This is a genomic window from Maritimibacter alexandrii, assembly GCF_005871115.1.
GTDB lineage: Bacteria > Pseudomonadota > Alphaproteobacteria > Rhodobacterales > Rhodobacteraceae > Maritimibacter > Maritimibacter alkaliphilus.
The window spans coordinates 266,605-290,260 of record NZ_SWKQ01000009.1 but is presented as its reverse complement, the minus strand read 5'-3'; the positions used below and the strand labels follow the sequence as shown (position 1 = coordinate 290,260).

26 protein-coding genes are annotated in these 23,656 nt (G+C 66.5%); 8 read left to right on the top strand and 18 right to left on the bottom strand.

Annotation, left to right across the window (positions count from 1 at the left end; all coding sequences use genetic code 11):
• The first annotated feature begins 28 nt into the window (after nt 1–28).
• From putA to FCT00_RS02170, 3 genes are read left to right on the top strand one after another with little or no spacing between them, the layout of a single operon-like run.
• The gene (gene putA / locus FCT00_RS02180; RefSeq protein WP_138421670.1) at nt 29–3,445 is read left to right on the top strand and encodes a bifunctional proline dehydrogenase/L-glutamate gamma-semialdehyde dehydrogenase PutA; all 3,417 of its coding nucleotides are present in this window, start codon (nt 29–31) and stop codon (nt 3,443–3,445) included.
• A 60-nt stretch (nt 3,446–3,505) separates the two neighbouring features.
• Nucleotides 3,506–4,441 carry a diacylglycerol/lipid kinase family protein gene (locus FCT00_RS02175; RefSeq protein WP_171042856.1) on the top strand — a complete coding sequence of 312 codons (936 nt, stop codon included), beginning with the start codon at nt 3,506–3,508 and terminating at the stop codon, nt 4,439–4,441.
• Entirely contained in the window at nt 4,438–5,274 is an 837-nt protein-coding gene (locus FCT00_RS02170; protein WP_138421668.1) for a metallophosphoesterase family protein, read from the top strand. The genes FCT00_RS02175 and FCT00_RS02170 overlap by 4 nt, the downstream gene beginning before the upstream one ends.
• Here FCT00_RS02170 and FCT00_RS02165 read toward each other — a convergent pair.
• Nucleotides 5,242–6,054 carry a division plane positioning ATPase MipZ gene (locus FCT00_RS02165; protein WP_138421667.1) on the bottom strand — a complete coding sequence of 271 codons (813 nt, stop codon included), beginning with the start codon at nt 6,052–6,054 and terminating at the stop codon, nt 5,242–5,244. The two genes, FCT00_RS02170 and FCT00_RS02165, sit on opposite strands and share 33 nt — an antisense overlap.
• Nucleotides 6,055–6,374: 320 nt before the next feature.
• Here FCT00_RS02165 and FCT00_RS02160 point away from each other — a divergent pair, with 320 nt between their 5' ends.
• Nucleotides 6,375–8,507 carry a calcium-binding protein gene (locus FCT00_RS02160; RefSeq protein WP_138421666.1) on the top strand — a complete coding sequence of 711 codons (2,133 nt, stop codon included), beginning with the start codon at nt 6,375–6,377 and terminating at the stop codon, nt 8,505–8,507.
• 156 nt (nt 8,508–8,663) lie between these two features.
• Nucleotides 8,664–9,320: a hypothetical protein gene (locus FCT00_RS02155; RefSeq protein ID WP_138421665.1), complete on the top strand. Its 657-nt coding sequence runs from the start codon at nt 8,664–8,666 to the stop codon at nt 9,318–9,320.
• A gap of 58 nt (nt 9,321–9,378) precedes the next feature.
• Here FCT00_RS02155 and rpmE read toward each other — a convergent pair whose 3' ends face one another.
• The 12 genes from rpmE to ffh form a co-directional block, all read right to left on the bottom strand.
• Nucleotides 9,379–9,600 (bottom strand): 50S ribosomal protein L31, encoded by a 222-nt coding sequence (gene rpmE / locus FCT00_RS02150; protein ID WP_008334405.1) that lies wholly within the window; start codon nt 9,598–9,600, stop codon nt 9,379–9,381.
• Between the two features lie 11 nt (nt 9,601–9,611).
• Nucleotides 9,612–9,992, bottom strand: a complete 381-nt coding sequence (rplS, locus tag FCT00_RS02145) for a 50S ribosomal protein L19 (protein WP_008334407.1) — start codon at nt 9,990–9,992, stop codon at nt 9,612–9,614.
• Between the two features lie 275 nt (nt 9,993–10,267).
• Entirely contained in the window at nt 10,268–10,552 is a 285-nt protein-coding gene (locus FCT00_RS02140; protein WP_138421664.1) for a GNAT family N-acetyltransferase, read from the bottom strand.
• Nucleotides 10,549–11,172 carry a CDGSH iron-sulfur domain-containing protein gene (locus tag FCT00_RS02135; RefSeq protein WP_138421663.1) on the bottom strand — a complete coding sequence of 208 codons (624 nt, stop codon included), beginning with the start codon at nt 11,170–11,172 and terminating at the stop codon, nt 10,549–10,551. Before FCT00_RS02135 ends, FCT00_RS02140 begins: the two co-directional genes overlap by 4 nt.
• A 69-nt stretch (nt 11,173–11,241) precedes the next feature.
• Nucleotides 11,242–12,039 (bottom strand): tRNA (guanosine(37)-N1)-methyltransferase TrmD, encoded by a 798-nt coding sequence (gene trmD / locus FCT00_RS02130; protein ID WP_138421662.1) that lies wholly within the window; start codon nt 12,037–12,039, stop codon nt 11,242–11,244.
• Nucleotides 12,040–12,194: 155 nt separating this feature from the next.
• Nucleotides 12,195–13,049, bottom strand: coding sequence for a hypothetical protein (locus FCT00_RS02125; protein ID WP_138421661.1), 855 nt, complete (start codon nt 13,047–13,049; stop codon nt 12,195–12,197).
• Between the two features lie 128 nt (nt 13,050–13,177).
• Complete coding sequence (locus FCT00_RS02120) at nt 13,178–13,984, bottom strand: hypothetical protein (RefSeq protein WP_138421660.1); 807 nt, start codon at nt 13,982–13,984, stop codon at nt 13,178–13,180.
• Complete coding sequence (gene rimM, locus FCT00_RS02115; RefSeq protein WP_138421659.1) at nt 13,981–14,493, bottom strand: ribosome maturation factor RimM; 513 nt, start codon at nt 14,491–14,493, stop codon at nt 13,981–13,983. The genes FCT00_RS02120 and rimM overlap by 4 nt, the downstream gene beginning before the upstream one ends.
• 81 nt (nt 14,494–14,574) lie before the next feature.
• Nucleotides 14,575–14,973, bottom strand: a complete 399-nt coding sequence (rpsP, locus tag FCT00_RS02110) for a 30S ribosomal protein S16 (protein ID WP_040885212.1) — start codon at nt 14,971–14,973, stop codon at nt 14,575–14,577.
• Between the two features lie 35 nt (nt 14,974–15,008).
• Nucleotides 15,009–15,338 carry a chorismate mutase gene (locus tag FCT00_RS02105; RefSeq protein ID WP_407943647.1) on the bottom strand — a complete coding sequence of 110 codons (330 nt, stop codon included), beginning with the start codon at nt 15,336–15,338 and terminating at the stop codon, nt 15,009–15,011.
• On the bottom strand, nt 15,335–15,943 hold the full coding sequence (locus FCT00_RS02100; protein WP_138421658.1) for a GNAT family N-acetyltransferase: 609 nt from the start codon (nt 15,941–15,943) through the stop codon (nt 15,335–15,337). The genes FCT00_RS02105 and FCT00_RS02100 overlap by 4 nt, the downstream gene beginning before the upstream one ends.
• Nucleotides 15,944–16,037: 94 nt before the next feature.
• On the bottom strand, nt 16,038–17,543 hold the full coding sequence (gene ffh / locus FCT00_RS02095) for a signal recognition particle protein (protein ID WP_138421657.1): 1,506 nt from the start codon (nt 17,541–17,543) through the stop codon (nt 16,038–16,040).
• Between the two features lie 380 nt (nt 17,544–17,923).
• On the opposite strand from ffh, the gene FCT00_RS02090 reads away from it, so the two are divergent.
• Nucleotides 17,924–18,694, top strand: a complete 771-nt coding sequence (locus FCT00_RS02090; RefSeq protein ID WP_138421656.1) for a putative nucleotide-diphospho-sugar transferase — start codon at nt 17,924–17,926, stop codon at nt 18,692–18,694.
• On the opposite strand, the gene FCT00_RS02085 is transcribed toward FCT00_RS02090, so the two are convergent.
• From FCT00_RS02085 to FCT00_RS02070, 4 genes are read right to left on the bottom strand one after another with little or no spacing between them, the layout of a single operon-like run.
• Complete coding sequence (locus FCT00_RS02085) at nt 18,691–19,149, bottom strand: hypothetical protein (protein ID WP_138421655.1); 459 nt, start codon at nt 19,147–19,149, stop codon at nt 18,691–18,693. The genes FCT00_RS02090 and FCT00_RS02085 overlap by 4 nt on opposite strands.
• On the bottom strand, nt 19,146–19,604 hold the full coding sequence (locus tag FCT00_RS02080; protein WP_138421654.1) for a hypothetical protein: 459 nt from the start codon (nt 19,602–19,604) through the stop codon (nt 19,146–19,148). Before FCT00_RS02080 ends, FCT00_RS02085 begins: the two co-directional genes overlap by 4 nt.
• Nucleotides 19,601–20,074, bottom strand: coding sequence for a hypothetical protein (locus tag FCT00_RS02075; RefSeq protein WP_235888923.1), 474 nt, complete (start codon nt 20,072–20,074; stop codon nt 19,601–19,603). The genes FCT00_RS02080 and FCT00_RS02075 overlap by 4 nt, the downstream gene beginning before the upstream one ends.
• On the bottom strand, nt 20,071–20,544 hold the full coding sequence (locus tag FCT00_RS02070) for a hypothetical protein (RefSeq protein WP_138421652.1): 474 nt from the start codon (nt 20,542–20,544) through the stop codon (nt 20,071–20,073). Before FCT00_RS02070 ends, FCT00_RS02075 begins: the two co-directional genes overlap by 4 nt.
• Nucleotides 20,545–20,721: 177 nt before the next feature.
• On the opposite strand from FCT00_RS02070, the gene FCT00_RS02065 reads away from it, so the two are divergent.
• Together FCT00_RS02065 and FCT00_RS02060 are read left to right on the top strand one after the other, a co-directional pair.
• On the top strand, nt 20,722–21,588 hold the full coding sequence (locus FCT00_RS02065) for a LysR family transcriptional regulator (protein ID WP_138421651.1): 867 nt from the start codon (nt 20,722–20,724) through the stop codon (nt 21,586–21,588).
• Entirely contained in the window at nt 21,585–22,484 is a 900-nt protein-coding gene (locus tag FCT00_RS02060; RefSeq protein ID WP_138421650.1) for a DMT family transporter, read from the top strand. The genes FCT00_RS02065 and FCT00_RS02060 overlap by 4 nt, the downstream gene beginning before the upstream one ends.
• A 3-nt stretch (nt 22,485–22,487) precedes the next feature.
• Here FCT00_RS02060 and FCT00_RS02055 read toward each other — a convergent pair whose 3' ends face one another.
• Nucleotides 22,488–23,642 carry a lipocalin family protein gene (locus tag FCT00_RS02055; RefSeq protein WP_138421649.1) on the bottom strand — a complete coding sequence of 385 codons (1,155 nt, stop codon included), beginning with the start codon at nt 23,640–23,642 and terminating at the stop codon, nt 22,488–22,490.
• Nucleotides 23,643–23,656 lie beyond the last annotated feature (14 nt).

Here is a 23,656-nt window from a genome sequence, read left to right as displayed (position 1 = left end):
GGGTATCCTGCCGCCAAAGGAGCCCTAGATGCGCGATACGCTGATGACCCCGTTTGACGACACCGCCAAATTCGCCCCCGAAGCCGACCTGATCCCCGACCTGATCGTGGATGCCCGCCTGTCCACCAAGGACCGTGCGGCGATCCACTCGCGGGCGGTCGCGCTGGTCCGCCAGATTCGAGAGGGCGAAAGGCCGGGGATCATGGAGCAGTTTCTGGGCGAATACGGCCTGTCCACGGAAGAAGGCGTCGCGCTCATGTGTCTGGCCGAGGCGCTGCTCCGCGTGCCGGACCCGGACACCATCGACGCGCTGATCGAAGACAAGATCGCACCGTCCGACTGGGGCCGGCACATGGGGCAGGCGGCGTCGCCGTTGGTCAATGCCTCGACCTGGGCGCTGATGCTGACGGGCCGGGTGCTGGACGATCGCCAGCCAGGTGTCGCGGGCACGCTTAGGGGCATGGTGCGCCGTCTGGGCGAGCCGGTGATCCGGGTCGCGGTCGGCCAAGCGATGCGCGAGATGGGGCGTCAGTTCGTGCTGGGCGAGACCATCGAAGACGCGATCAAGCGGGCGAAGAAGCAGGAGGACAAGGGTTACACCTATTCCTACGACATGCTGGGCGAGGCGGCGCGCACCGCCCGCGATGCGCGGCGCTATCACGAAGCCTATTCCCATGCCATCGAGCGCATGGGGCATGTGGCCCGCGACAAGCCGGTGGCAGAAAGCCCCGGCATTTCGATCAAGCTCTCGGCGCTGCATTCCCGCTACGAGGTGGCGCAGGAAGACCGCGTGATGCGGGAGCTTGTGCCGATCGTCACCGATCTTGCCCGCCAGGCCGCCGAAGCCAACATCGGCCTGAACATCGATGCCGAGGAACAGGATCGGCTGGCGCTGTCGCTCAAGGTGATCGCGGCGGTTCTGAGCAATCCCGCCTTGCACGGCTGGAACGGTTTCGGCGTCGTCGTGCAGGCCTATGGCAAACGCGCGGGGGCGGTGATCGACTGGCTTCACGCCACCGCCGAGGCGCTGGACCGCAAGATCATGGTGCGGCTGGTCAAGGGGGCCTACTGGGACACCGAGATGAAGCACGCGCAGGTCGAGGGACATCCGGGCTTTCCGCTGTTCACGACCAAGCCCGCGACCGATGTGAGCTATCTGGCCAATGCCCGCAAGCTGATCGGATATGCCGACCGGCTGTATCCGCAGTTCGCCACGCACAACGCCCATACCGTCGCCGCGATCCTGCACATGGCCGAGGGGGTGGATTACGAATTCCAGCGCCTGCACGGAATGGGCGAGGGGCTGCATGACATCGTGATGCGCGAAAACGGCACGCGCTGCCGTATTTATGCACCCGTTGGGGCGCACCGCGATCTGCTCGCCTACCTCGTCCGGCGGCTTTTGGAGAACGGCGCGAATTCCAGCTTCGTGAATCAGATCGTGGATGAGGACGTGCCGCCGGAAACCATCGCCGCCGATCCGATCACCCAGGTGAGCGAGGTCAAGCGGGCCGAGGTTCTGGCGAAACCGTCCGCGATTTTCGGGGCCGGGCGGATGAATTCGCAAGGCTACGACCTGTCCGACGCGGCGACGCTCGCGCGCATCTATGAGGCACGCGAGATCGAGATGCCGGGGGCCAAGCCGATCCTGTCGGACCGTCTGGGCACGGGCACGGACCGGCAGATCGTCAACCCGGCGACGGGAGAGGGCATTGCGACCGTGACCGATGCGGGTGCCGACAGCGTCGAGCGCGCGCTCGCCGGGGCGGCACCGTGGGAGGCGACCGCCGCCGAACGCGCGGCGATCCTGCGCCGGGCGGCTGATCTCTATGAGGATGCGCTTGGCCCGCTTTTCGCCGCGCTCCACCGGGAAGCGGGCAAGACGATTCCCGATGCGGTGGGAGAATTGCGCGAGGCGGTCGATTTCCTGCGCTATTACGCGAACGAAGGTGAAAAGCTGACGTCAGGCCCGCGCGGCATCATCGCGGCGATCAGCCCGTGGAACTTCCCGCTTGCGATCTTCACCGGGCAGATCGCCGCCGCTCTGGCCGCAGGCAACGCGGTCATCGCCAAACCCGCCGAACAGACGCCGCTTGTCGCCGCGATGGCCGTGCGCCTGATGCACGAGGCGGGGGTGCCGCGCAGCGCGCTGCAATATCTGCCGGGCGACGGGGCCACGGTGGGGGCGACACTCACCTCGGATGCGCGGGTGGATGGCGTGGTGTTCACGGGGTCCACCGAAACGGCGCGTATCATTCAGGGCGCGATGGCCGAACACCTCGCCCCCGGCGCGCCGCTGATCGCGGAAACCGGCGGGCTGAATGCGATGATCGTGGATTCCACCGCTCTGCCCGAACAGGCGGTGCGCGACATCGTCGCCTCGTCCTTCCAGTCGGCGGGGCAACGTTGTTCGGCGCTTCGGTGTCTGTACGTGCAGGAGGACGTGGCGCCGGCGCTGATCGAGATGCTCAAGGGTGCGATGGACGAGCTGGCGCTGGGCGATCCGTGGCAACTGTCGACGGACGTGGGGCCGGTGATCGACGCCGACGCCAAGGCAGGGATCGAGGCCTATGTCGAAGCACACAAGGCGCGGGTCCTGCACCGGGTGGCGGCGCCCGAGACGGGCACCTTCGTCGCGCCGACGCTGATCGAAGTGGGTGGTATCGCGGATCTTGAGCGCGAGGTGTTCGGCCCCGTGCTGCACGTGGCGACGTTCCGGGCCGAGGATATCGACCGGGTGATCGACGACATCAACGCGCGGGGGTTCGGCCTGACCTTCGGTCTGCACACCCGCATCGACGGGCGGGTCGAAGACCTGTCGCGCCGTATTCGTGTCGGGAACGCCTATGTGAACCGCAACCAGATCGGCGCCATCGTCGGCAGTCAGCCGTTCGGCGGCGAGGGGCTGTCGGGCACGGGTCCGAAGGCGGGCGGGCCGAACTATGTCGCGCGCTTCACCGCGTCGCCCACCCCGATGCCCGATCAGACGTGGGAGGTCATTGCCGAGACACCGGCGGTGAAACGCGCCCTGTCCGATCACAGGGACCGGGTGGTGTCGGAGGAGTTGCTGCCCGGCCCGACCGGGGAGTTGAACCGCCTGACGCACTGGACGCGCCCGCCGATCCTGTGCCTTGGGCCCGGCACCCGCGCCGCCGAGGCGCAGGCACAGGCGGTGCGCGCGCTTGGCGGCGAGGCCGTCGTGCCGGAGGGGGAGCTGACGCCGGAAGCTCTGGTCACGCTCGACGGTTTCTCGGGCGCGATCTGGTGGGGCGAGGCCGAAACCGCGCGCATCTATGCCAAGGCGCTGGCGGCACGCAAGGGCGCGATCCTGCCGCTGATCACCGGCCATCCGGACCGTGCGCATGTCTGCCACGAGCGGCACCTGTGCGTGGATACCACAGCCGCGGGCGGTAACGCCGATTTGCTTGCGAAGTCTGCCGGGTAGAGGGAACCAATCTCGGGGCGCGCCGTTAGGTCACCGATGTCGACAGAGCGTGCCCCGAGTATGTTGAAGCGAACCAACGAACCACAGTTGATGAACACCCATGTGGTAATCAACGCGCGCTCGGGGCGCCGTGAAGGCACGGCCATCACCGATGCGCTCGAGGCCTGCGTCGCCAAGCATGGCGGTCGCGTGACCTTCCACGTCGACGAACGGGGCGGCTCGGTCGAGAAGCTGACCCGCCGCTCCCTGAACGCCGGGGCATCGGCCGTGATCGCGGCGGGGGGCGACGGCACCATCTGCGGCGTGGCGAACCGGATGGTCGGCTCGGGCGTGCCGCTGGGCGTGATCCCGATGGGGACGTTCAACTATTTCGCACGCTCGCTCGGCATCCCGGAAACGGCCGAGGATGCCGTGGCCGCGATCTGCGACGGCGAGGTGCGCCCGGCGGCCATCGGTCGGGTGAACGACAAGGTGTTCCTGAACAACACCTCGATCGGGGTCTATTCCGCGATCCTTCAGCAGCGCGAAGACACCTATAAGCAATTCGGGCGTTCGCGCATCGCCGCCTATTGGTCGGTCCTGCGGGCGCTGGTGAAGTTCTACGACCCGATGACGATGAAGATCGAAGTGGATGGCGAGCGGATGTCGGTGAAATCCCCGCTCGCCTTCGTCTGCAACTCGGCCTTCCAGCTTGAACGCTTCGCCCTGCAAGGGGCCGACGAGGTGCGCGAGGGCAAGCTGGCGCTGTTCCTTGCCGATGACGTCGGGCGCTGGGGGCTGGTCAAACACGCCGCCAAACTCGCCGCGCGCCGGATGCAGGAAGGGCGGGACTTCCGCCTCGTCACCGGGCGCGAGATCGTGATCGATCCGGGCAAGCACAAGCGGCTCGTCGTGCGCGACGGCGAGAAGGAACCGATGCGCGGGCCCTACCGCATACGGCTGGACCAGCGTGGGCTGGATGTCATCCGCCCGAAGGCCGGCCCGCGTCCGGCATGAGCCGTCTCGTCCACCTGTCCGACCTTCACTTCGGGCGCGCGCGCCCCGAATTGCTCGCGCCGTTGTCCGATGCGATCAACGCCGCGCACCCGGATCTGGTCGTGGTGTCGGGCGATCTGACACAACGCGCCCGGTCGCGGGAGTTCGCGGCGGCGCGGGAGTTTCTTGACGGTCTCGGTGCGCGCTGGCTGGCGGTGCCGGGCAATCACGACATTCCGCTATATCAACCGTGGGACAGGTTCCTGAAGCCGTTCCGAAAATATCGCGAGAACATCGCGCTGGATTTGGAGCCATGCCACGAGGGCGAGGATTACCTTGTCGCGGGTCTGAATACGGTGGACCGCTTCGCCGGGCAGCGGGGCCGGGCACGGGCGGGCGCGATCCGGCGGGTCTGTTCCCTGTTCGACGGTGGGCCGGACGACCGGTTCAATATCCTGATGGCCCATCACCCGTTCGAGCAGGATCACGCGAGCCACAAGACACCGATGAAACGGGCCGAGCCGATGCTGGAACGGCTCAAGGCCTGCGGCACCCATGTGGTGCTGTCGGGGCATCTGCATATGTGGCACACCGGCCCGTTCCTGACGCGCCCCGGCCATGTCGGCCCGATTCAGGTCCATGCCGGCACGAGCCTGTCGAGCCGCCTGCGCGGCGAGGTGAACGATTTCGCCCTGCTCGACATGACCGGCGACCGGCTGACCGTTACGCGCATGGCGGTCGAGGCCGACGGCACCGATTTCACCGAGCGCACGCAGGCGCGGTTCAAGCGTCAGGGCACCGGACTAGTGCCGCTGGACGGGTCAGAAATCGACGGTGACGCCGGGCAGCTTTAGCTCTTTCATCAGGTCGCGCAGTTCCTGACGCGCGGCCACGTTCGAGATGTTCATCTGACCGACGACGCCCACGTCGCGCAGGTCGAGAAGCGTCAGGCCGCGCGGGAACAACTCGCGAAAGATCACCCGTTCGTTGAAGCCGGGCGCGGTGCGGAACCCGATCCGGCGCGACAGGTTCTTGAGCGCGTCGCCCATCTTCTTCTTGTTAATCATGGCCTGCGCCCCCAGCCGGTTGCGCACCACGATCCAGTCGATCGGCTTGAGACCCGCCTGTGCGCGAAGCTGGCGGGCGTCCCACACCATCTCCGCATAGACCGAAGGGCCGAGCACCTTGTTCGAGTCGCTGTCGATTTGGGCGAGCAGGTCGAAATCGACGAAGCTGTCATTGAGCGGGGTGATGAGCGTGTCGGCCAGCGTATGCGCCACCTGACTTAGCCGGGTGTGGGAGCCGGGACAGTCGATCAGGATGAAATCGCAGGTCGGCTCGATCTCGGCCACGGCTTGCGAGAGCCTGCGGTCATAGGGATTTTCGCCGGGCTTGAGGCTCGCCTGATCTATTTCGGGCAGTTCGTGGTAGACGGGCGAAGGCAGGTCCACGCCTTCCTTGGCGATGGTCGCGGCGCGGTTCGCCATGTAGCGGCCGAAGGTCCGTTGACGCAGGTCGAGGTCGAGAACGCCGACCTTGAAGCCCAGACGGGCCAGCGCGGTCGCCACGTGCATGGAAACGGTCGACTTGCCAGCCCCGCCCTTTTCGTTCCCCACAACGATGATATGCGCCACGCCCGGCCCCCGAAACTGTCCCGATGATGCGCCTGTGCCGACGCTTTGCCACACTATATGGTGGGAGGTCGGGATTTGGAAGCGGAACCGCCCTTGCCCTGACGCGACGAAGGCCATCCGCATCCGGCGCCGGAGCACCCGGCGAAGTGCATCGGCGCGTGATGGTGCGGGGGCGGGCCGGACGGGTCCGCACAGTCTGTTTCCAAATCGCTCATAGGGAAATGTGGCAGGAATAAGGTAAGAACAAGGCGGGTTTGGGGGCAGATAATGGCGGTTTCGTCGCATTGCGACGGAATTCTTGTCTGCGGACCGGGGGATCCATGAAGCTCGAACTCACCCATCAGCCTGCGACGGGCCTGACGGTGCGGCCAGAGCTGTTCGGCGGCAACACGCTTTATTCTCTCAACTCGCTCGACCCGGACGGCAGCTTCGTGCAGGCGGTCGATCAGCTTGGAGTCACCGGCCTGCGCTATCCCGGCGGGACGATGACGGAGGAGTGGGGGGCCGCGTTCTATGACGATCCCAACACGCTGCCCGCCCATGTGACCGATGCCTACAGCTTCATCGGGCTGGACGCCTTTCTCGACTGGACCACCGCGCAGGGCCGGGCGGCGACCATCGTGCTGTCCACGAGCCATCTGTTCGTGGGCGACCCCGTGGGGCAGGCGCCGCGCAGGCTCGACATGGCGGCGGTGGCCGAGATCGGGGAGTTCGTCGCGGACCTCGTCGCGCGTCACCCCGAGGCGGTGATCGAAGGGTTCGAGATCGGGAACGAATACTGGGGCGCCGTGGATCGGATGACCTCGCAGGAATACGGCATCCTCGCGAATGCCGTGGCGATTGCAGCGCAGGCCGGACTGGACAGGGTTCTGGGGGCGGGGGCCGATCAACCCGCAATCCTCGTCCAGTCCGGCCAACAATGGGGCCGCGATTTCAAGCTGGGCGGGGTCTATTACGGCAACGGGATGGACTGGCCCGCAAAGGTCACGCAGGCCAATATCGACGTGCTGGCCGAGCTCACCGACGCGGCGAAGGTGGCGATCGACGGGTTGATCGAGCACTACTATTTCGTCGAAACGACCGACCCCCTGAACATCGGGGATACCGCGCCAGAAAAGGCCGACCGTTACTTCCGCGAAATGCAGTGGGACATCCGTCAGTGGAGCGCGGCCTTCGATCCGGCGCGCCACGGGGTGCTGGACATCGCCGTGACGGAATGGGGCGTGGCGTGGGAAGCGCGCGAGCAGTGGGGGCTGAAATCGGCGGGCGTCGTGCTGGAGATGTTCGAGGGGCTCGTGCGAATGGGGGCCAGCAGCGCGAATGTCTGGCCCATCGAACTGGACGGCTCGGTCGATTTCGCGGGCAGCCACACTGACCGGGACGGGGCCGATAGCGACAAGCTGACCGCGCGCGGGCAGGCGTTCCGGCTGATGGCGGAATACACCATCGGGCTGGAGGTGCTGGACAACGGGTTCAGCGCGGCGGATGCGTCGGTCCAGACGGTCGAGGTGAACAGCTACGGCAGCGCCGACCGCTTCGTCGTCTTCATCTCGTCGCGCGACGCGGCGACACAGGATGTCGAGTTGGATGTGTCGGCCTATGTGCCGGGGTTTTCGTCGATGTCCGGCCAGCGCATATCGCTCATCAACGACGCGGCGCACTGGAACGAGGCGCGGTGGTTTGCCGAAACCGACCCGCTGTCGGCGGGCGATCTGGGCAATTCCGCCGTCATCGACGTGACCCTGAAACCGTTCGAGGTGGTCATGGTCGAATACGTGCTGAACGGCGCCGCCGACCGCTTCGCCGCACCGGAATATATCTCGGGCGCCATGACCGCCGACCGGATTTACGGCACCGACGGCAGCGATGAGATCTGGGGCCGGGCCGGGCACGATTTCATCAACGCGGGCGGCGGCGACGACTGGGTGCAGGGCAACAAGGGCCGCGACAAGATCCTGACCGGGACCGGGGACGACTTCACCAAGGGGCGCAAAGGGCCGGACACGATCCTTGGCGGGCCGGGGGACGACGACCTGCGCGGCAATCGCGGGCATGACCAGATTTTCGGTGAGGCGGGACACGATACCCTCAAGGGTGGGCGGGGCAACGACTGGCTTTACGGCGGGACCGGGGATGACGTCATCATCGCGGGGCGCGGCAACGACGTTCTGGTCGGCGGTCCGGGCCACGACATTCTGAGCGGAAAGCAGGGTGCGGACCGCTTCGTCTTCAAGGGCGCGGGGTCGAACCTCGTCACGGATTACGACGCGGGCGAGGATACGCTCGACCTGTCCGAAACGGGTGCGCGCTATTCCGACCTCACCATCATGAACACGACGGCACGGATCGACGGCGAGACGACCACGGGCGCTCTCATCGACTACGGCGAAGGGACCGCGTTCCTCGTCGCAATCGATGCGCGCGACCTTGGGGCCGACGATTTCGTGTTCTGAGCATCACCGGGGCCTCTCTTCGTCCAGCCGGGCGGGGGCCACGGTGCGCGCAGGTCGGCGGGTGCGGCCGGCCTGCGCAATCACGCATGACCACTCTTGCCGCGCATGGCAAAAGGCCGGACAGTGGGTCGCGATTGCCCCAGACTGCGTTTCGCGATGCCGATTGACCTGAACTTCACCCTCGACGTCATCACATGGGAAGCCGTCTCGGCGCTTTCGGGCCTGATGATCGCGGGTGTCGGTTTCGTCATCAGCCGCAACCTCAGACGCCACGACCGGCACACGCAACGCTATGCGCTGTTGGGCGAATACCGGCGCGAGGTGACGGCGTTTTCCAAGGAATACTTTGAAATCGTCGCCGATGTGCTTGCGGTGCGCGACAGCGTGGAAGACCCGGCACAGGTGCGCGCCGAACTCGAACGCCTCGCCACCCGGCTGTCGGGCATGGTGGATGCGGGGCGGTTTCTGTTTCCCAACGACACGAGCGGAGACAACGCGTTCGGCTTTGAAAAAGGCGATGCTTTCGCGGGCCGGCGACGCCCGGCGCTGAACGCGATCCTCGCCGCCTATCACGCGGTGAAGGCGATGAAGACCGAAGGCGACTATCGGCAGGAGAAGCTTGCCGAAGCTCTGGCCCAACTGAGGAAAACGGGCGAACCGCTGTCCGAACCGATCCGGGCGAACGATCCGGTCTACCTGCTGATCCAGTCGCGCCGCTGCTACCTGAACGCCGTGGTGCCCGAGACGCAGCCGGACGAATGGCGGCGCATGTTCTCGGACTTTCTGGCCCCTGTGCCGCGGGCGACGAAATAGCCCAAGGAAAAACGCCGCCCGTGTGGGGCGGCGTTTCCGATACGTCTTGCGGGCTGGCTCAGAAGCCGAGACCGGCGTACTTGTTCTTGAACTTCGACACGCGGCCACCGGTGTCCATCAGGCGGGACGAGCCGCCGGTCCAGGCCGGGTGAACGGTGGGGTCGATGTCGAGCGACAGCGTGTCGCCCTCGGCGCCCCAGGTCGATTTCATCTGCACCACGGTGCCATCGGTCATCTTGACGTCGATGATGTGGTAGTCCGGATGGGTTTCCTTTTTCATCTCGTCTCTCCTCAGGCTTTCGCTTTGAGCGGCTTGTAGGTGGTGTCTTCCGCGATACGGGCCGATTTGCCGCGACGCGAACGGAGGTAGTAGAGCTTGGCGCGGCGGACTTTACCGCGACGCACCACTTCGATCGACTCGATGTTGGTCGAGTAGAGCGGGAACACGCGTTCCACGCCTTCGCCGAAGGAAATCTTGCGAACGGTGAACGAACCGGCAATGCCCGCGCCGTTCTTGCGCGAAATGCAGACGCCTTCGTAGGCCTGCACGCGGGTGCGCGTGCCTTCGGTCACCTTGTAGCCGACGCGGATGGTGTCACCCGCTTTGAAATCCGGAATGTCTTTCCCGAGCTCGGCGATCTGCTCGGCTTCCAGTTGTGCGATCAGGTCCATCGGACCACTCCTATGCTGCTCACGGTTGACCCGCGAAGTTTGACGCGCCTCAGAGCTCCGTGTCTTCGACTGGGTCCGCTTGTCGCTTGCGCGTGCGCCCACCGGAGGGTTCAGGTCACTGTTCCTTTGGTCTCGTCGTCCGGCCGACCTGCCCACCGAAGAAGCGGGTGCCCTGGCATTGGACAACGGCCCGGATGCCCCGCGAGGGGCCCGGACGGGCAGCGTATAAGAGCAGAATCACTTTGGATCAAGGCTTTTGAACGCCTTAAATCCCTTTACTGCATGACGTCCGACCACTCCGGGTGGCGGGCGTATCGCGCTTTCACGAACGGGCAGAGCGGGATGATGCGATAGCCGTTCTCGCGGGCGTCGGCAATCAGCGCCTCGACCAGCGCCTGACCCACGCCTTGCCCCTTGAGCGCGTCGGGAACCCCGGTGTGATCGGCGATGATGAGAGTGGCGCTGGTGCGCGAAAAGGTCAGTTCCGCCTCGTGCCCGTCGACCACGGCGACGAAGCGCCCCTTGGTCTCGCCCTGTTCCTTGGTGACGTCGATGCTCATTCGGTCGTAAACCCCGCGCGTGTGTGGCTGCCGTCGCAGAACGGCTTGTTGGCCGATTGTCCGCAGCGGCACAGAAACATCTTTTCGCCGACCGCGACCTGACGGCCCGAGGCCGCGATGACCTCCACATGCCCCTCGATCTTCACCGGACCATTGGGCAGCGGCGTGACCGTCAGATCGCCGCCGATCTCGGTGTCCTGCGCGTCCTGCGTTTCGGGTTCGCTGGTCGCGGTGAACCCGGCGGCGACGTGGGAATTGTCGCAGAAGGGTTTGTTTTTCGACTGACCGCAGCGACACAGGAGCATCCGGGTCGTCGGAGCCTCGTCGATCCACAGATCGCCGCGCAACTCGTTCGGCCCGTTCTCCCACAGGCGCACCGTATTCACGGGCGGGACCTGTTCGCCCATGCCGCCGTCGTGGCGCGTGTAGCTGAGCGCACCGGAGGGGCAGGCGTCGATCACCCGCGCGATCTCGGCTGCGCGGGCGTTCTCGGGAAACAGCCAGCCGCCCGGCGTGCCGGGTTTGAACACGGCGGGCAGACCCAGCACGCAGCGGCGCGCGTGGATGCATTTCGATCCGTCGAACTGGATGGTGATCTCGTCGCTCTTGGCGCGGGACATGGGCGCTCCTGCCTGTGCGGTCGGGTCGAGCCTAGCCGGGCAAGGGGGGGGCGACAAGCGTGCGCTTGGTCAGTCGTCGCGGTAGCGCGCCCAAAGGTCGGGGCGGCGCGCTTTGGTCAGGGCCTCGGACTGTGCGCGGCGCCATTTCTCGATCTCGCCGTGGTTGCCGGACATGAGCACCGGCGGAATCGCCCGCCCGCGCCATTCGGCGGGCCGGGTGTATTGCGGATGCTCCAGAAGGCCCGAGGAATGGCTTTCCTCTTCGGTCGAGGCGGCGTTGCCGAGTACACCGGGTAAAAGCCGCACGGTCGCGTCGATCATCGCCTGCGCCGCGATTTCGCCCCCGGTCAGAACGAAGTCGCCCAGGCTCACCTCTTCGATCGCGTATTCTTCGAGCACACGCTCGTCCACGCCTTCGAACCGGCCGCAGAGCAGGGTGATCCCGTCGCCCGCCGCCCAGCGGCGCGCGGTGGCCTGATCGAACAGTCGCCCGCGCGGGGACAGGTAGACGATGGGCCAGCGGGCGCGGTCCATCGGGGTGCCTTCGCGCGCCCGGTCGAGCGCCTGTGACACCACATCCGCCCGCAGCACCATCCCAGCACCGCCGCCCGCCGGTGTGTCATCCACGTTGCGGTGCTTGCCCTCGCCGAACTCGCGCAGCGCGATGGTCTCCAGCCCCCACTTGCGCTCGGCCAGCGCACGGCCCGTCAGACTTTCGCCCAGCACGCCGGGGAAGGCCTCGGGAAACAGCGTGATGACGCGCGCGCGCCAGTTGCCCACGAGGTCGGGGTTGTCCTCCATCAGCGAACGGGGGCGCAGGGTGGGGCGCACGGCCAGACGACCGTGGGATTTGGGCGGGTTTGTCATGGCCGCGCTCATAGCGCGGGGCGCACGGCTTGGGAAGCCGCGAGCGTGAAGGGTCCGTCGATGGCGCGTGGCTGAAATCAGGGCTGTGTTCGGAAGGCCCGGCACTACGCCGCACCGGTAGCCTCGGTCAGAGGGGCTTGCGACGCATCTGTCGTTCATGCGGATATCCGGTCGCGTCGCTGCCGGGCGATCTCGTCATAGCCCTCGCCGGGAAACTCAGCGTTCAGTTCGTCCAGCCAGACGGGATCGGGAAGCTGCGCGTTCGGCGCGCCCTCGTCGATGAGTGTGGCGAGAAGGCTGCGCGCCTCGGAGCGGACGCCGGGGTCGCTGGCGTTCAGCATCAGCATCGGGGCGATGCCGCCTTCGCCGCGTTCGACCAGCTTACGCCGGATATAGGGGCTGGCCACGAACCGCAGGAGGCCGAGATCGACCCGGCGATCCTCGACCCCGTCGACCATGCCCGCCGCGTCGTAGAACGGGTCGAAACCAGCGACGTCGGCCTGCTGTTCCAGATCCTGAACGATGGGGTCGATCATCGCGACGTTGGCATTGGCGGGCAGGGCCCTGAGCGCCGCGACCGTTTGATCGACGGCGGCCTGAACGTCCGGCGACGGTTCGGGGTGAACCTCGGCCCAGTCCGCCGCCCGCCCATCCTTCATGGCTTCGAGCTCTCCAATGGCGCTGTCGAGAAAGACGTTCATTTCGGCATTTTCGGAATACCGCAAGGCCCCGACGACGGCGGCGAGGGCGGTCATCACGATGGGCAGCCACAGCGGGGCGGCGAGCGCACCTGCGAACCGCGCGACGAGCGCTCCGGCACCGAAGCAGACGGCGACCAGCACGAACTGCACCGCCGCCATGATCGCAAGGCCCGCGATCCCGGCAGGGTCGCTCAGGTCCGGGCGGCGGCTTGCGGCGATGAAAAGCAAGAAGGCGAGGGCGAAGACGGGCAGGGTGGCCAGCGGATGCCCGGCCCAGCCCGACAGGATCGGACCAGCATAGAGTGGCACGAAGACGAGGGCGAGGCCCGCGCGACTGTATGGCCCGAACGTCAGTTGCCTTTCTCCCTCGTGTCTGGCCCGCATCCCATATCCGCCTAAGCCGGCGGTCGCATGGCATACGGTGCGGGTCGCGTTTGTCAGTTACCGGAGTGCCCGGCGTCGATCAGCGCCGCCTTGGCCTCTCTCAACGCGGATTTGGACATCGCCTGACGGTTGAGGTCAAGGAAGGCGGCCTGAATTTCGGGCGTCTGTCCTTCGTTCGCGCGTGCGACCGGGGTCAGGCGGGCGCGCAGGTCGCCCGGCACGCGCGCAAGATCGAGAAGGGCGCCCGCTGGGCCTTCGGCGGTGTGGCCCCAGTCTTCCAACGCGGCGATAGCGACCGGGATCGGGGCGAGCGCGCCCGCCATACGCTGCGCCTCTTCTGTGGGCGAGGCGAGGGCGGGGAAATGGCCACGGAAGGTTTCGAAATCCTCGGTCAACCGGATCGAGCGGAGCAGGTGGCCGTAGACCGACCTGATCCACGCCTCACGCGCGCGGGTGGTGTAGAAAAACGTGATCTCGACGCTCTCGCCGAAGCGGCGGCGCAATTCCGCGACGATCGCATGGGCGAGTTTCAGCGACGGCCCGAAATAGGATGTCATCAGGGCACCGCCGACCTGATGGTGGCCCGGCATTCCGCCCGAGAACGTCTCGCGCGAGAGCACGATCAACTCGTGATCCGGTATGGATTTCAGGAACTTGCGCAGCGACCGCCGAAACCGGGCAAGCCGCCACGGATAGGGGCGCTGCGCATAGATGCGCGCGTCGGCCCCGGCGCCGAGAAATTCCATCTTGCCGTAATAGGCCAAGACGGGGGCGAGCGTTTCGCGGTTCGCCGCCATGAAATCCTGCAAGCTCGTCGTGCCGGTCTTGTGATACCCGGCATGGACGATGACGCGCGTCATTCCGGGAACGTCCCCTCCGGTGGGTCGATCACGATGCGGCCTGCCGTCAGGTCCACGGTCGGCACGTTGGCGCGGGTGAAGGGTACCAATGCCGGTGTCTTGAGGCCCGGACCCGCGACTTCGATCAGGTCGCCCGCGCCGTGGTTGTGCACCGCGCTGACGCGCCCGACCTCGGCCCCGCCGGTATCGAGCACGGTCAGGCCGATCAGGTCGGCATGGTAGAATTCGTCATCCGGCAACGACGGCAACGCGTCACGGTCGGCATAGAGCCGCACGCCTTTCAGCGCATCCGCCTGTTCCTTGGTGGTGATCCCGTCGACATCCGCCGCGAAGCCGGTCTTGATCGACCGGGTGAGGGACAGGGTGAAACTGCGCGCCCCGTCTTCGGTCCAGAGTGTCCCGTAGGTTTCGATATCCTCGGGCTCGGCGCAGAAAGACTTCACGCGCACCTCGCCACCGACCCCGAAAGATCCGGCGAACGCGCCGACGCAGATGCGATCCTCGCTCACGGTCCAAGGCTCCCTTGCTCACGAAAAAGGCGCGGGGCCATGTAACCCCGCGCCCTGATATGTTCCAAGCGAAACCGGAGGTTACTCCGCAGTTTCCTCGGCAGCGGCCTCTTCGGCCGGCTCTTCGGCGGGCGCAGCGGCAGCGGCGGCCTTTTCGGCCTTCTCTTCAGCGCGTTCCTGAGCTTTCTTGCCCGGCACGGCCTTGTTCGGGTTGTTGCGCTCTTTCTTTTCGAGCACGCCAGCGGCTTCGAGCATACGGGCCACGCGGTCGGTCGGCTGGGCGCCCTTGTCGAGCCAGGCTTTGACGGCGTCGAGGTCCATCTTCACGCGCTCTTCCGAATCCTTCGGCAGGAGCGGGTTGTAGGTGCCCAGCTTTTCGATGAAGCGGCCGTCACGCGCCATGCGCGAGTCGGCGGCGACGATGCGGTAGAAGGGGCGTTTCTTGGTGCCGCCACGGGCGAGGCGAATTTTCATAGCCATGATGAGTGTCTCCTGAGATTAGCTATGGAAGGGGCTCAAGCCCCTGATTCCTGATGTTTTTCGTGGTGGTGAATGACTTCCTGAATGATGAAGTTCAGAAAAGCCTTGGCGAATTCAGGGTCGAGGTCGGCCTGAACCGCCAGATCTTCGAGACGCGCGATCTGGGTCGCTTCGCGCGACGGATCGGACGGGGGAAGGTCGTGCTGGGCCTTGAGTTTCCCCACGGCCTGCGTGTGTTTGAACCGCTCGCCCAGCGTGTAGACGAGGATCGCGTCGAGACGGTCGATCGAGGCGCGGTGTTCTTTCAGAACCTCGGCGGCGCGGGCGGTCACGTCGGTGGTCATGTCGGTCTCCAACTGGCTCATGCGTAGGCCTCCATCCCGCCGTCGCCACCCATCGGCGCGTGGCGATAGACGCGGCAGTCGTGGTCGATGTCGGCCTCGGCCACAGCATCGCGGAAGGCCCCGAGCTTTTCGGCCAGTCGGGCAGAGCGGTCGTTGCCATGCGCGACGTAGGAGACGAGGCGCTCCAGCCCCAAGGCCCCCAGCGCATGGTCGCGCGCGGCCTGAGCCGCCTCGGTCGCAAAGCCGTTGCCCTCGGCCTCGGCTGTCAGGAAAAAGCCAAGCTCCGGCTCCTGATCGCCCGGTTCCATGTTCACCAGAACGAAGCCGGCAACGGCGCCCGTGTCCTTGCGGATCACGGTCCATAGGCCGTGGCCGCGCAGCAGCCATCCGGCCACGGTGCAGGTGAAATCGAGGTAAGCGTCTTCGCGGCTCATCGGCCCGTGCATGTGCAGGGCGCGCTCGGACCCCATGATCGCGGCATAGGTCGCGAAATCGTCGAGCATCGGCGCGCGCAGGGTCAGGCGCGGGGTGTCGAGCACGGGCAGCATAGCCTGAAGCCGGTCCGCGAAGATCGCGGCCGGGCCAGAGGCGGGCAGTTCCCAGGGCTGACACATGCCGTCCGTCATCCGCGCACGGCTCCGACAGACCGCGCACGCACGGGACGCGGCGCAGACACGCCGCCCGCCGTCAGCGCGAACACGATATGCTGAATGAACTGGGTCATTTCTTCTTTCCAAAACCGGACAGGTCCGACGGCATCTGCATGCCGCCCATGTTCCCCATGCCGGGAAAACCACCCGCCGCGCCCTTCTGGGCGAGCATCTTGGCGGCTTCGTCGAGTTTCTTGGGATCTTGGAACTCGGCCGGGTCCACATCCTTGCCGAACATGGATTTCATCGCGTTCTTCAGCATCCCGCCTTTGCCCATCTTGCCGAGCTTCTTCATCATGTCGGCCATCTGGCGGTGCATCTTGAGCAGTTTGTTAAGGTCCGCGACCTCCATCCCCGCGCCCGCAGCGATCCGCTTTTTGCGGCTGGCCTGAAGGATCTGGGGATTGCGGCGCTCATGCTTGGTCATCGAGTTGATGAGCGCGATGTGACGGCGCAGCATCTTGTCGTCGAGACCCGCGGCGGTCAGGCCCTTGGCGGCTTTGCCCATGCCGGGGAGCATCCCCATCACGTTTTCCATGCCGCCCATTTTTATCATCTGCTCGAACTGGCTTTTCAGGTCGTTCATCGAGAACTGACCCTTGGCCATCCGGCGCATCATCTTTTCGGCCTGCTCGGCCTCGATGGTTTCCTGCGCCTTTTCCACGAGGGCCACGATGTCGCCCATGCCGAGGATGCGGCCCGCGATCCGGTCCGGCTCGAAGGTTTCGAGCGCGTCCAGCTTCTCACCCACACCGACAAAGCGAATGGGCTTGCCGGTCACGGCGCGCATCGACAGCGCCGCACCGCCGCGCCCGTCACCGTCCATCCGGGTCAGGACCACGCCGGAGATGCCGACCTTGGCGTCGAACTCTTCCGCGACTTCCACGGCGACCTGACCGGTCAGACCATCGACGACGAGGAGCGTTTCACGCGGGTTCACCGCTTTCGACACATCCTCGACTTCCTGCATCAGGACTTCGTCGATCTGAAGACGACCGGCGGTATCGAGCAGGTAGACGTCATAGCCGCCCATCGTGGCCTGCTGCTTGGCGCGCTTGGCGATGTCGACGGGCTTCTGCCCCTCGACGATCGGCAGCACGTCGACGCCGATCTGGCCCCCCAGCACTTCAAGCTGGTGCATGGCCGCCGGGCGGTAGACGTCGAGCGACGCCATGAGGACGCGCTTGTTCTCACGCTCCTTGAGGCGTTTGGCGAGTTTGCCGGTGGTGGTCGTCTTGCCGCCACCCTGAAGGCCGACCATGAGGATCGGCGCGGGCGCGTTGTCGATCTTGAGCTTGCCGGGGTCTTCCGCGCCCGTGAGCACGGCGACCAGTTCGTCATGGACGATCTTGACGACCTGCTGGCCCGGCGTGACCGACTTTGTCACGGCCTGCCCGGTGGCCTTGTCCTGCACCGCCTTGACGAAGTCGCGCGCCACGGGGAGCGAGACGTCGGCTTCGAGCAGCGCGACCCGCACCTCGCGCAGGGCGGTCTTGACGTCATCTTCCGACAGCGCACCCTGTTTCGTCAGCCGGTCGAAGACACCGGACAGGCGATCTGAAAGGCTCTCAAACATTGCGGCTCCTTTCGCCGTATTCCGTTTGCTCCCCAGATAGGGGCGGGTGCGCTCGAACTCAAACCAGTAGCGCCCCCGTGGGCGCAACGCGCTGACGGAGGGCGATCCCGGCATAAGCCATGGGACCGGAAGCTTTCGACTTCCGGGAGTTGATGCGGGCAATAAGCGCCTCTTTGCCCCGAGTCAAGTCCGCGTCCCCATCGCACGACCGGGTGGCATACCCGACCTGCGCACCTGCGTCCCCTTCTCTGTTTTCAAAAACCTCGGGGAGGTCTGGAGGGGCTGGCCCCTCCAGCGGGTCGGGCCGGGCGCAGGCTCGGCCCGAAACCAGACGGCCCTTTGGGCTTGCGCTGGCACGAGCCTCATGCGCTCATCCGGGCATGGACAGGGGCGTCATCTACGTGGCCACGGGGGCCGACTACCGCGATCTTGCGGTCGCCTCCGCGCGATCCCTGCGTGTGGTCGAACCCGATCTGGCGGTGGACCTGTTCACCGATGCGCCCGAGGCGGTGCCGGAGGGGCTGTTCGACGCCGTGCACCTGATCGCGGATCCCCACGACCGCTCGAAACTCGACTGCATGGTCCTGACCCGGTTCGACCGCACGCTGTTTCTGGACTGCGACACGCTGGTGGTGAACCCGCTGGGCGATCTGTGGGAAATTTTGGACCGTTTCGATCTGGCGCTGGCGCATGACGTGCGGCGCACCTCAGACCTGATCCGCGCCGGGCATTCGGTGACGACCCCCTATGCCTTTCCGCAGCTCAACTCCGGCGTGATGCTCTATCGCCGGTCCAAGGCGATGCGCGCCTTTCTGGCCGAGTGGGTGCGGCGCTACGTGGCGGCGGGCACCTATCGCGACCAGCCGGTGCTGAAAGACCTGCTGTGGGAATCGGACCTGCGGTTCTATGTTCTGCCGCCCGAGTTCAACCTGCGCCGCGTGACCCTGCTCGACGCGTGGGAGCCGTTGGATGCGCGCCCCACGATCCTCCATTCGCACCGGTTCATGGACCACATGCGCCACGGCGGTGACCGGATTTCCGATGTGGTGGCGTTGATGGATGCCGAGCGTGCGGCGCTCGAGGCCGAATGGGACGCAGCGGGCGGGCGCGACGATCACCCGGTCCGGCGGTTCGGTCCGAAGGGCGACTAGCGCACACCGAGCCAGTCGTTGATCGTCTCCGCGACGGCCTGCTTGTCGCCCGAGGAATAGATCTGGCTGATCGGGTGACGACCCGCCGACTGTCCTTCGTCGATGACGAGCGTGACGCGGGCGGTGTCGGACAGCTCTTCGACGATGGCGCGGGACACCTCCGTCAGATCATGGCGCACGCGCTTGGTGCCGAAGATGGACTTGTTGCGCAATTCGACCCAGCCTTCGGGGCGGTGGAACACGGCCTGTGCGCGACGCACGAAGGCGCCGAAGCCGATGCCGCCACAGACCACGCCCAGCAGGATCACGGTGACCCCCTTGAGCGTATCGCCTTCCGACAGGATCGCGCTGCCGAAGACGAGGAACCCGAGGATGAAGGCGATGAGGCCAAGGCTCATCCACACGGGCCGGTATTCGGCGATGAGCAGATCGGGGGTGTTCTCGGTCACTTTCATCGGGCCAGCCAGTCGTTGATCGCCCGCGCGACGCGGTCCGGTGTCGGGCCGGACAGGAAGGCACGGGTGAGTTGGTGGTGCCGGTCGCCCACGACCAGCGCCGTGCGCCGGATCGCGGGACCGTCGTGGGAGCGGATGGTGTCGACCACCGCCCGCTCGACCCCGTGCAGAGGCAGGGTCCGGCGCGAGAGACCCGCGTCGTCGCACCAGAGGATGTCGGCCATGCCCGTGGTCCGGTCCAGCGTCACCGTGGTGTGGGCGGGGAAATCGTAATGGACGAGAAGTGCGAGGACGAGGGCGAGCGCAAGGGGCACCGCCGCCCAGAGCGACCCGTGCCATGCAAGATCCACCCCGACCGCAAGCGCCGCGCCCGCGAGGGCCGCGAGCATCAGCATCAGGCTGCGCGGGCGGTGTTCGATCACCAGCCGGTCCGGTCGGTTCACCGCAATTCTCATTCCACCCCCAGCCAAGCGTTGATCGCGTCCTTGCACCGCTGGTGCCCGGGTCCGTTGGAATAGGCAAGGGTGATCGGGTGGTGTCCCGCGCTTTCGCCCTCGGGGATCACGAGAACCACGCGCCACGTGTTCGACGTGCCGGCACCGCGCAGAATGTCGAGTTCGGCGTGTGACACCTCGGACAGGCCGTGGCGCACCGTTTCCGTCGAAAAGACGGATTTGCGGCGCAGTTCGATCCAGCCCTCGGGGCGGTGGAACACCACCTGAACCCGCCGCACGAACAGCGCGTATCCGATCAGGCCGAGCCCGCCGCCGAAGCCACCGAAGATCAGCCCCGCCCAGATTCCTTCGGAGACGAGGAAAAAGCCGACGGCGACGAAAGCGAGGATGAACAGGATCAGCATGATCGCGAAGACCAGCGGCCGGTCGTCGAGGACGAGCAGATCAGGGGTGTCGGTGGTGACTTTCACTGTGCCCCCAGCCACTCGTTGATCGCGCGGGCCGCATTTGCGTGGCCCGAGCCCGAGGAATAGGCGAAGGTGATCGGGTGAAGGCCTGCGCTTTCACCGGTGTCGAACACAAGCGTCACGCGGTAGGTCGTGCCACCCTCGGACGACCGATTGCGCTCCACGATGGCGCGGGAGACATCGCGCAGGTCGTGGCGGACTTTGAGTGCGCGAAAGACGTTCTTGCGGCGAAACTCGACGTAGCGGTCCGGGCGGTGGAACACCACCTGAACCCGCCGCACGAAAATCGCGAAGAAGAGCAGCCCCATGCCGCCGCCCAGGCCCGCGAAGATCAGCCCCCACCATTCGCCCGCAGCGAGGATACCCAGACCCGCACCGAGAAAGACCAGCGTAAAGACGATCAGCATGATCGCGATGAACACGGGCCGGTCTTCGACGATCAGGAGGTCCGGGGTGTGGGTGATGACTTTCATGGGCTCTGCGCGGCTGACATGCGAAAGCTACCGCCTTGGCGCGAAGGGGGAAAGGGCGACGTCCTCGGTGGGTCGTGATGGGTCGGGCAATGGACCGCCGCGAAAACCCGACCTTGCCTCTCTCCACATCCCGTGCTTCCTTCTGCCACAAGTGTTCACATGCGCACAGGAGGCGACATGCAGGATTGGGACGGGCTGCGCACCGCCTTCGAAGTCGTGCGGCACGGGACGGTCTCGGGTGCCGCGCAGGCGCTGGGCGTCCACCATGCGACGGTGATCCGCCACATCGACGCGCTCGAGGCGCGGTTGGGGGTGAAGCTGTTTCAGCGGCACGCACGGGGCTACACGCCGACCGAGGCGGGCGAGGATCTGGCGCGGGTCGCGCAGGCCACGGACGATCAGTTCGCCCAGCTTTCGGCGCGGCTGTCGGGGCAAGGCAGCGCGGTGCAGGGCGAGCTGGTGGTGACCACGCTCGCCTCGTTCACCCGGCGGCTGATGCCGGTTCTGGCCGAGTTTCAGGCCGAGCATCCGAGCGTGACGCTGGTCTATCGCACCGGCCCCCGGATCTTCCGTCTGGAATACGGCGAGGCGCATGTGGCGATCCGGGCGGGCAGCCCGCCCAAGGAACTCGACAATGTGGTGCAGGAACTGGCGACGCTGAAAACCGCGCTTTATGCCGCGCCGTCCTATGTCGAACGGCGGGGGATGCCGACCGAGGCGGACCTCGTCACCCATGATTTCGTGGGTGCCGATGATGAACAGACCCGCGCACCGGGGCTGCGATGGATGTCGGCCAACATCCCACGCGACCGCGTCGTGTTTCGGGCCATCGACGATCTGTCGCTTTACGAAGCCCTGCGCGCGGGCGTCGGCCTGGGGTTCTCGCCCGTGGCCGAGGCCGGGCCGGACCTTGTGCAGGTCTTGCCACCGCGCGACGAATGGTCGGCGAAGCTGTGGCTCGTCACCCATGTGGACCTGCACCGCACGGCCAAGGTTCAGGCGCTGACCCAGCATCTCAAGGCCAGTCTCAAGGATTGCGAATGAGCGAGCGGTTCGGCGGGGCCGAGGCGGTAAAGGGCCATGGGGCCATGCTTGCCTTTTCGATGCTGGTGGGCGGGTCGTTCACGCTTGGCTCGCTTACGGCGAACCTGATCGACCCGGTGGCCTATATGGCGCTGCGCTTCGCGATCGCGGCGGTGATCCTTGGCGTGATCGGGGTTGCGACCGGAGCGATCCGGCTGCGCGATGCACGGGCGCCGTGGCGCTGGCTGGTGCTGGGCGCCGTGTTCGGCAGCTATTTCGCGCTGATGTTCGAGGGGCTCAGGACGGCGATGCCGGTGTCGGCCTCGGCGGTGTTCACGCTGGTGCCCGTGATGACGGCGGCGTTTTCGTGGCTGCTCTTGCGGCAGGTCACCACGCGCCGGATCGCGCTGGCCCTGACCGTGGGCGCGGTGGGGGCGCTCTGGGTCATTTTCCGGGGCGACCCGGCGCGGCTGGCCGCGTTCCAGATCGGGCGGGGCGAGGTGATCTATTTCATCGGCTGTATTTCCCATGCGCTCTACGTGCCGCTGATGCGCAAGCTCAGTCGGGGGGAGAGCGCGATTGCCGCGTCGTTCTGGGTGCTGTCTGCCGGGTTTCTCGTGCTCGCCGGATACAGTGCGCGCGACCTTGTCAGCGTCGATTTCGGGGCGATGCCGCCGATTTTCTGGGTCGCGCTCGCCTATCTGGCGATCGGGGCGTCGGCGATGACCTTCGTGCTTCTGAACTTCGCGACCATGCGCCTGCCCGGTGCCAAGGTCATGGCCTATACCTATCTCACCCCCGGCTGGGTGATCCTGTGGGAGCTGGCCTTCGGGCACGGGCTGCCGGACCTCTGGACGCTGCTTGGCCTGCTCATCACCGCCGTCGCGATCCTGATGCTTCTCAAGCACGAAGCCTGACGGTCAGCGCCGCCGCCATCGGTCGCGGATCGACAGGACGGCGGCGTAACCGGCGAGTTCCAGCCGCGCGGGCCCTTCGATCATGTGGCCGTCCAGCGTGCCCTCGAACCCGGCCGCGCCTTCCCAGACCGTCAGGCCTCCGGGCAGGGGGATTTCCTGATCGTCGGTCAGGGGCGTCACGAAGGTCTCGAAGCCGAGATCGGGCACCTGCACCGACCACTGGACCGGGTAGTCGGCCCCCGTCGCCGGGCTGCGCCAGAACCGGACCGGAACGGCATCGTGGCCCTGCGGCAGGGCGATGGGCTGACCCCGGTCGAAGAGCACGGTCGAGGCGGCCCGGGTCGTGCCCGTGGGGCGGTCGTGATGCCGGCTGAGCATCAGGTGCCAGTCGGGCCCCAGCGAAAGCGCGAACCAGTCCCAGCCCAACAGCGCCTTGCCGCGCGGGGCATCGGCCAGCATCCAGCCCTCCAGCGCACCCCATTGCCGGTCGAACCACAGACTTCCCGTGACGCTTTCATGCCCGATCCGGCCTGAAAGCGGGAGCGCGGGGGCGCATTGGTAGTGAAAGCCCGCGGCGTGACCCGCCGAGAGGCCCGCCGCATCCTCGTGCATGACCGCGTCGGGCATCGGCACCTGCGCCTCGAGGCCGCTCCCTCCGCCGGTCGGCAAGGTCAGGCGCAGGAGGCCCCGCATCGGATCATGTGCGAGGAGGAGGCCGCCGCCGCTTGCCACGAAGGGATCGGTGCCGAAGCGGACGCCCTTGGGATCGACCGTGAGCGCAGGGTGGCGGAGCGTGAGGGCCGCGTTGTCCTTGCGGTGTCGCCAGAGGGCGAGTTGCATGAGGCCGGGCACCCAGTTGGGCACACAGGATTTCGCGACCTCGGCGGCGATCCGGTCTTCGATGGCGAGGATGCCGGGCGTCACGCGGGCCTGGGCTTGGGTCTTCCCCGTCACCTCGTCCAGCACATGCGTCAGGACGACCGAGCCTTCGGTGCCGCCGATCTCGGCGCGAAACAGCGCGAACATGAACCGCAGACGGGTGGTTTCGCCCGCGACATGGCCCTGACCGAACCACCATTCCAGCTCGGCCCCAGCAACCGGGGCGAGCCGGAGGGGGCCCGTGCGCAGCGGCGCGCCGGTCTGGGTCGGTCCATCCATATTCGGATATTTCC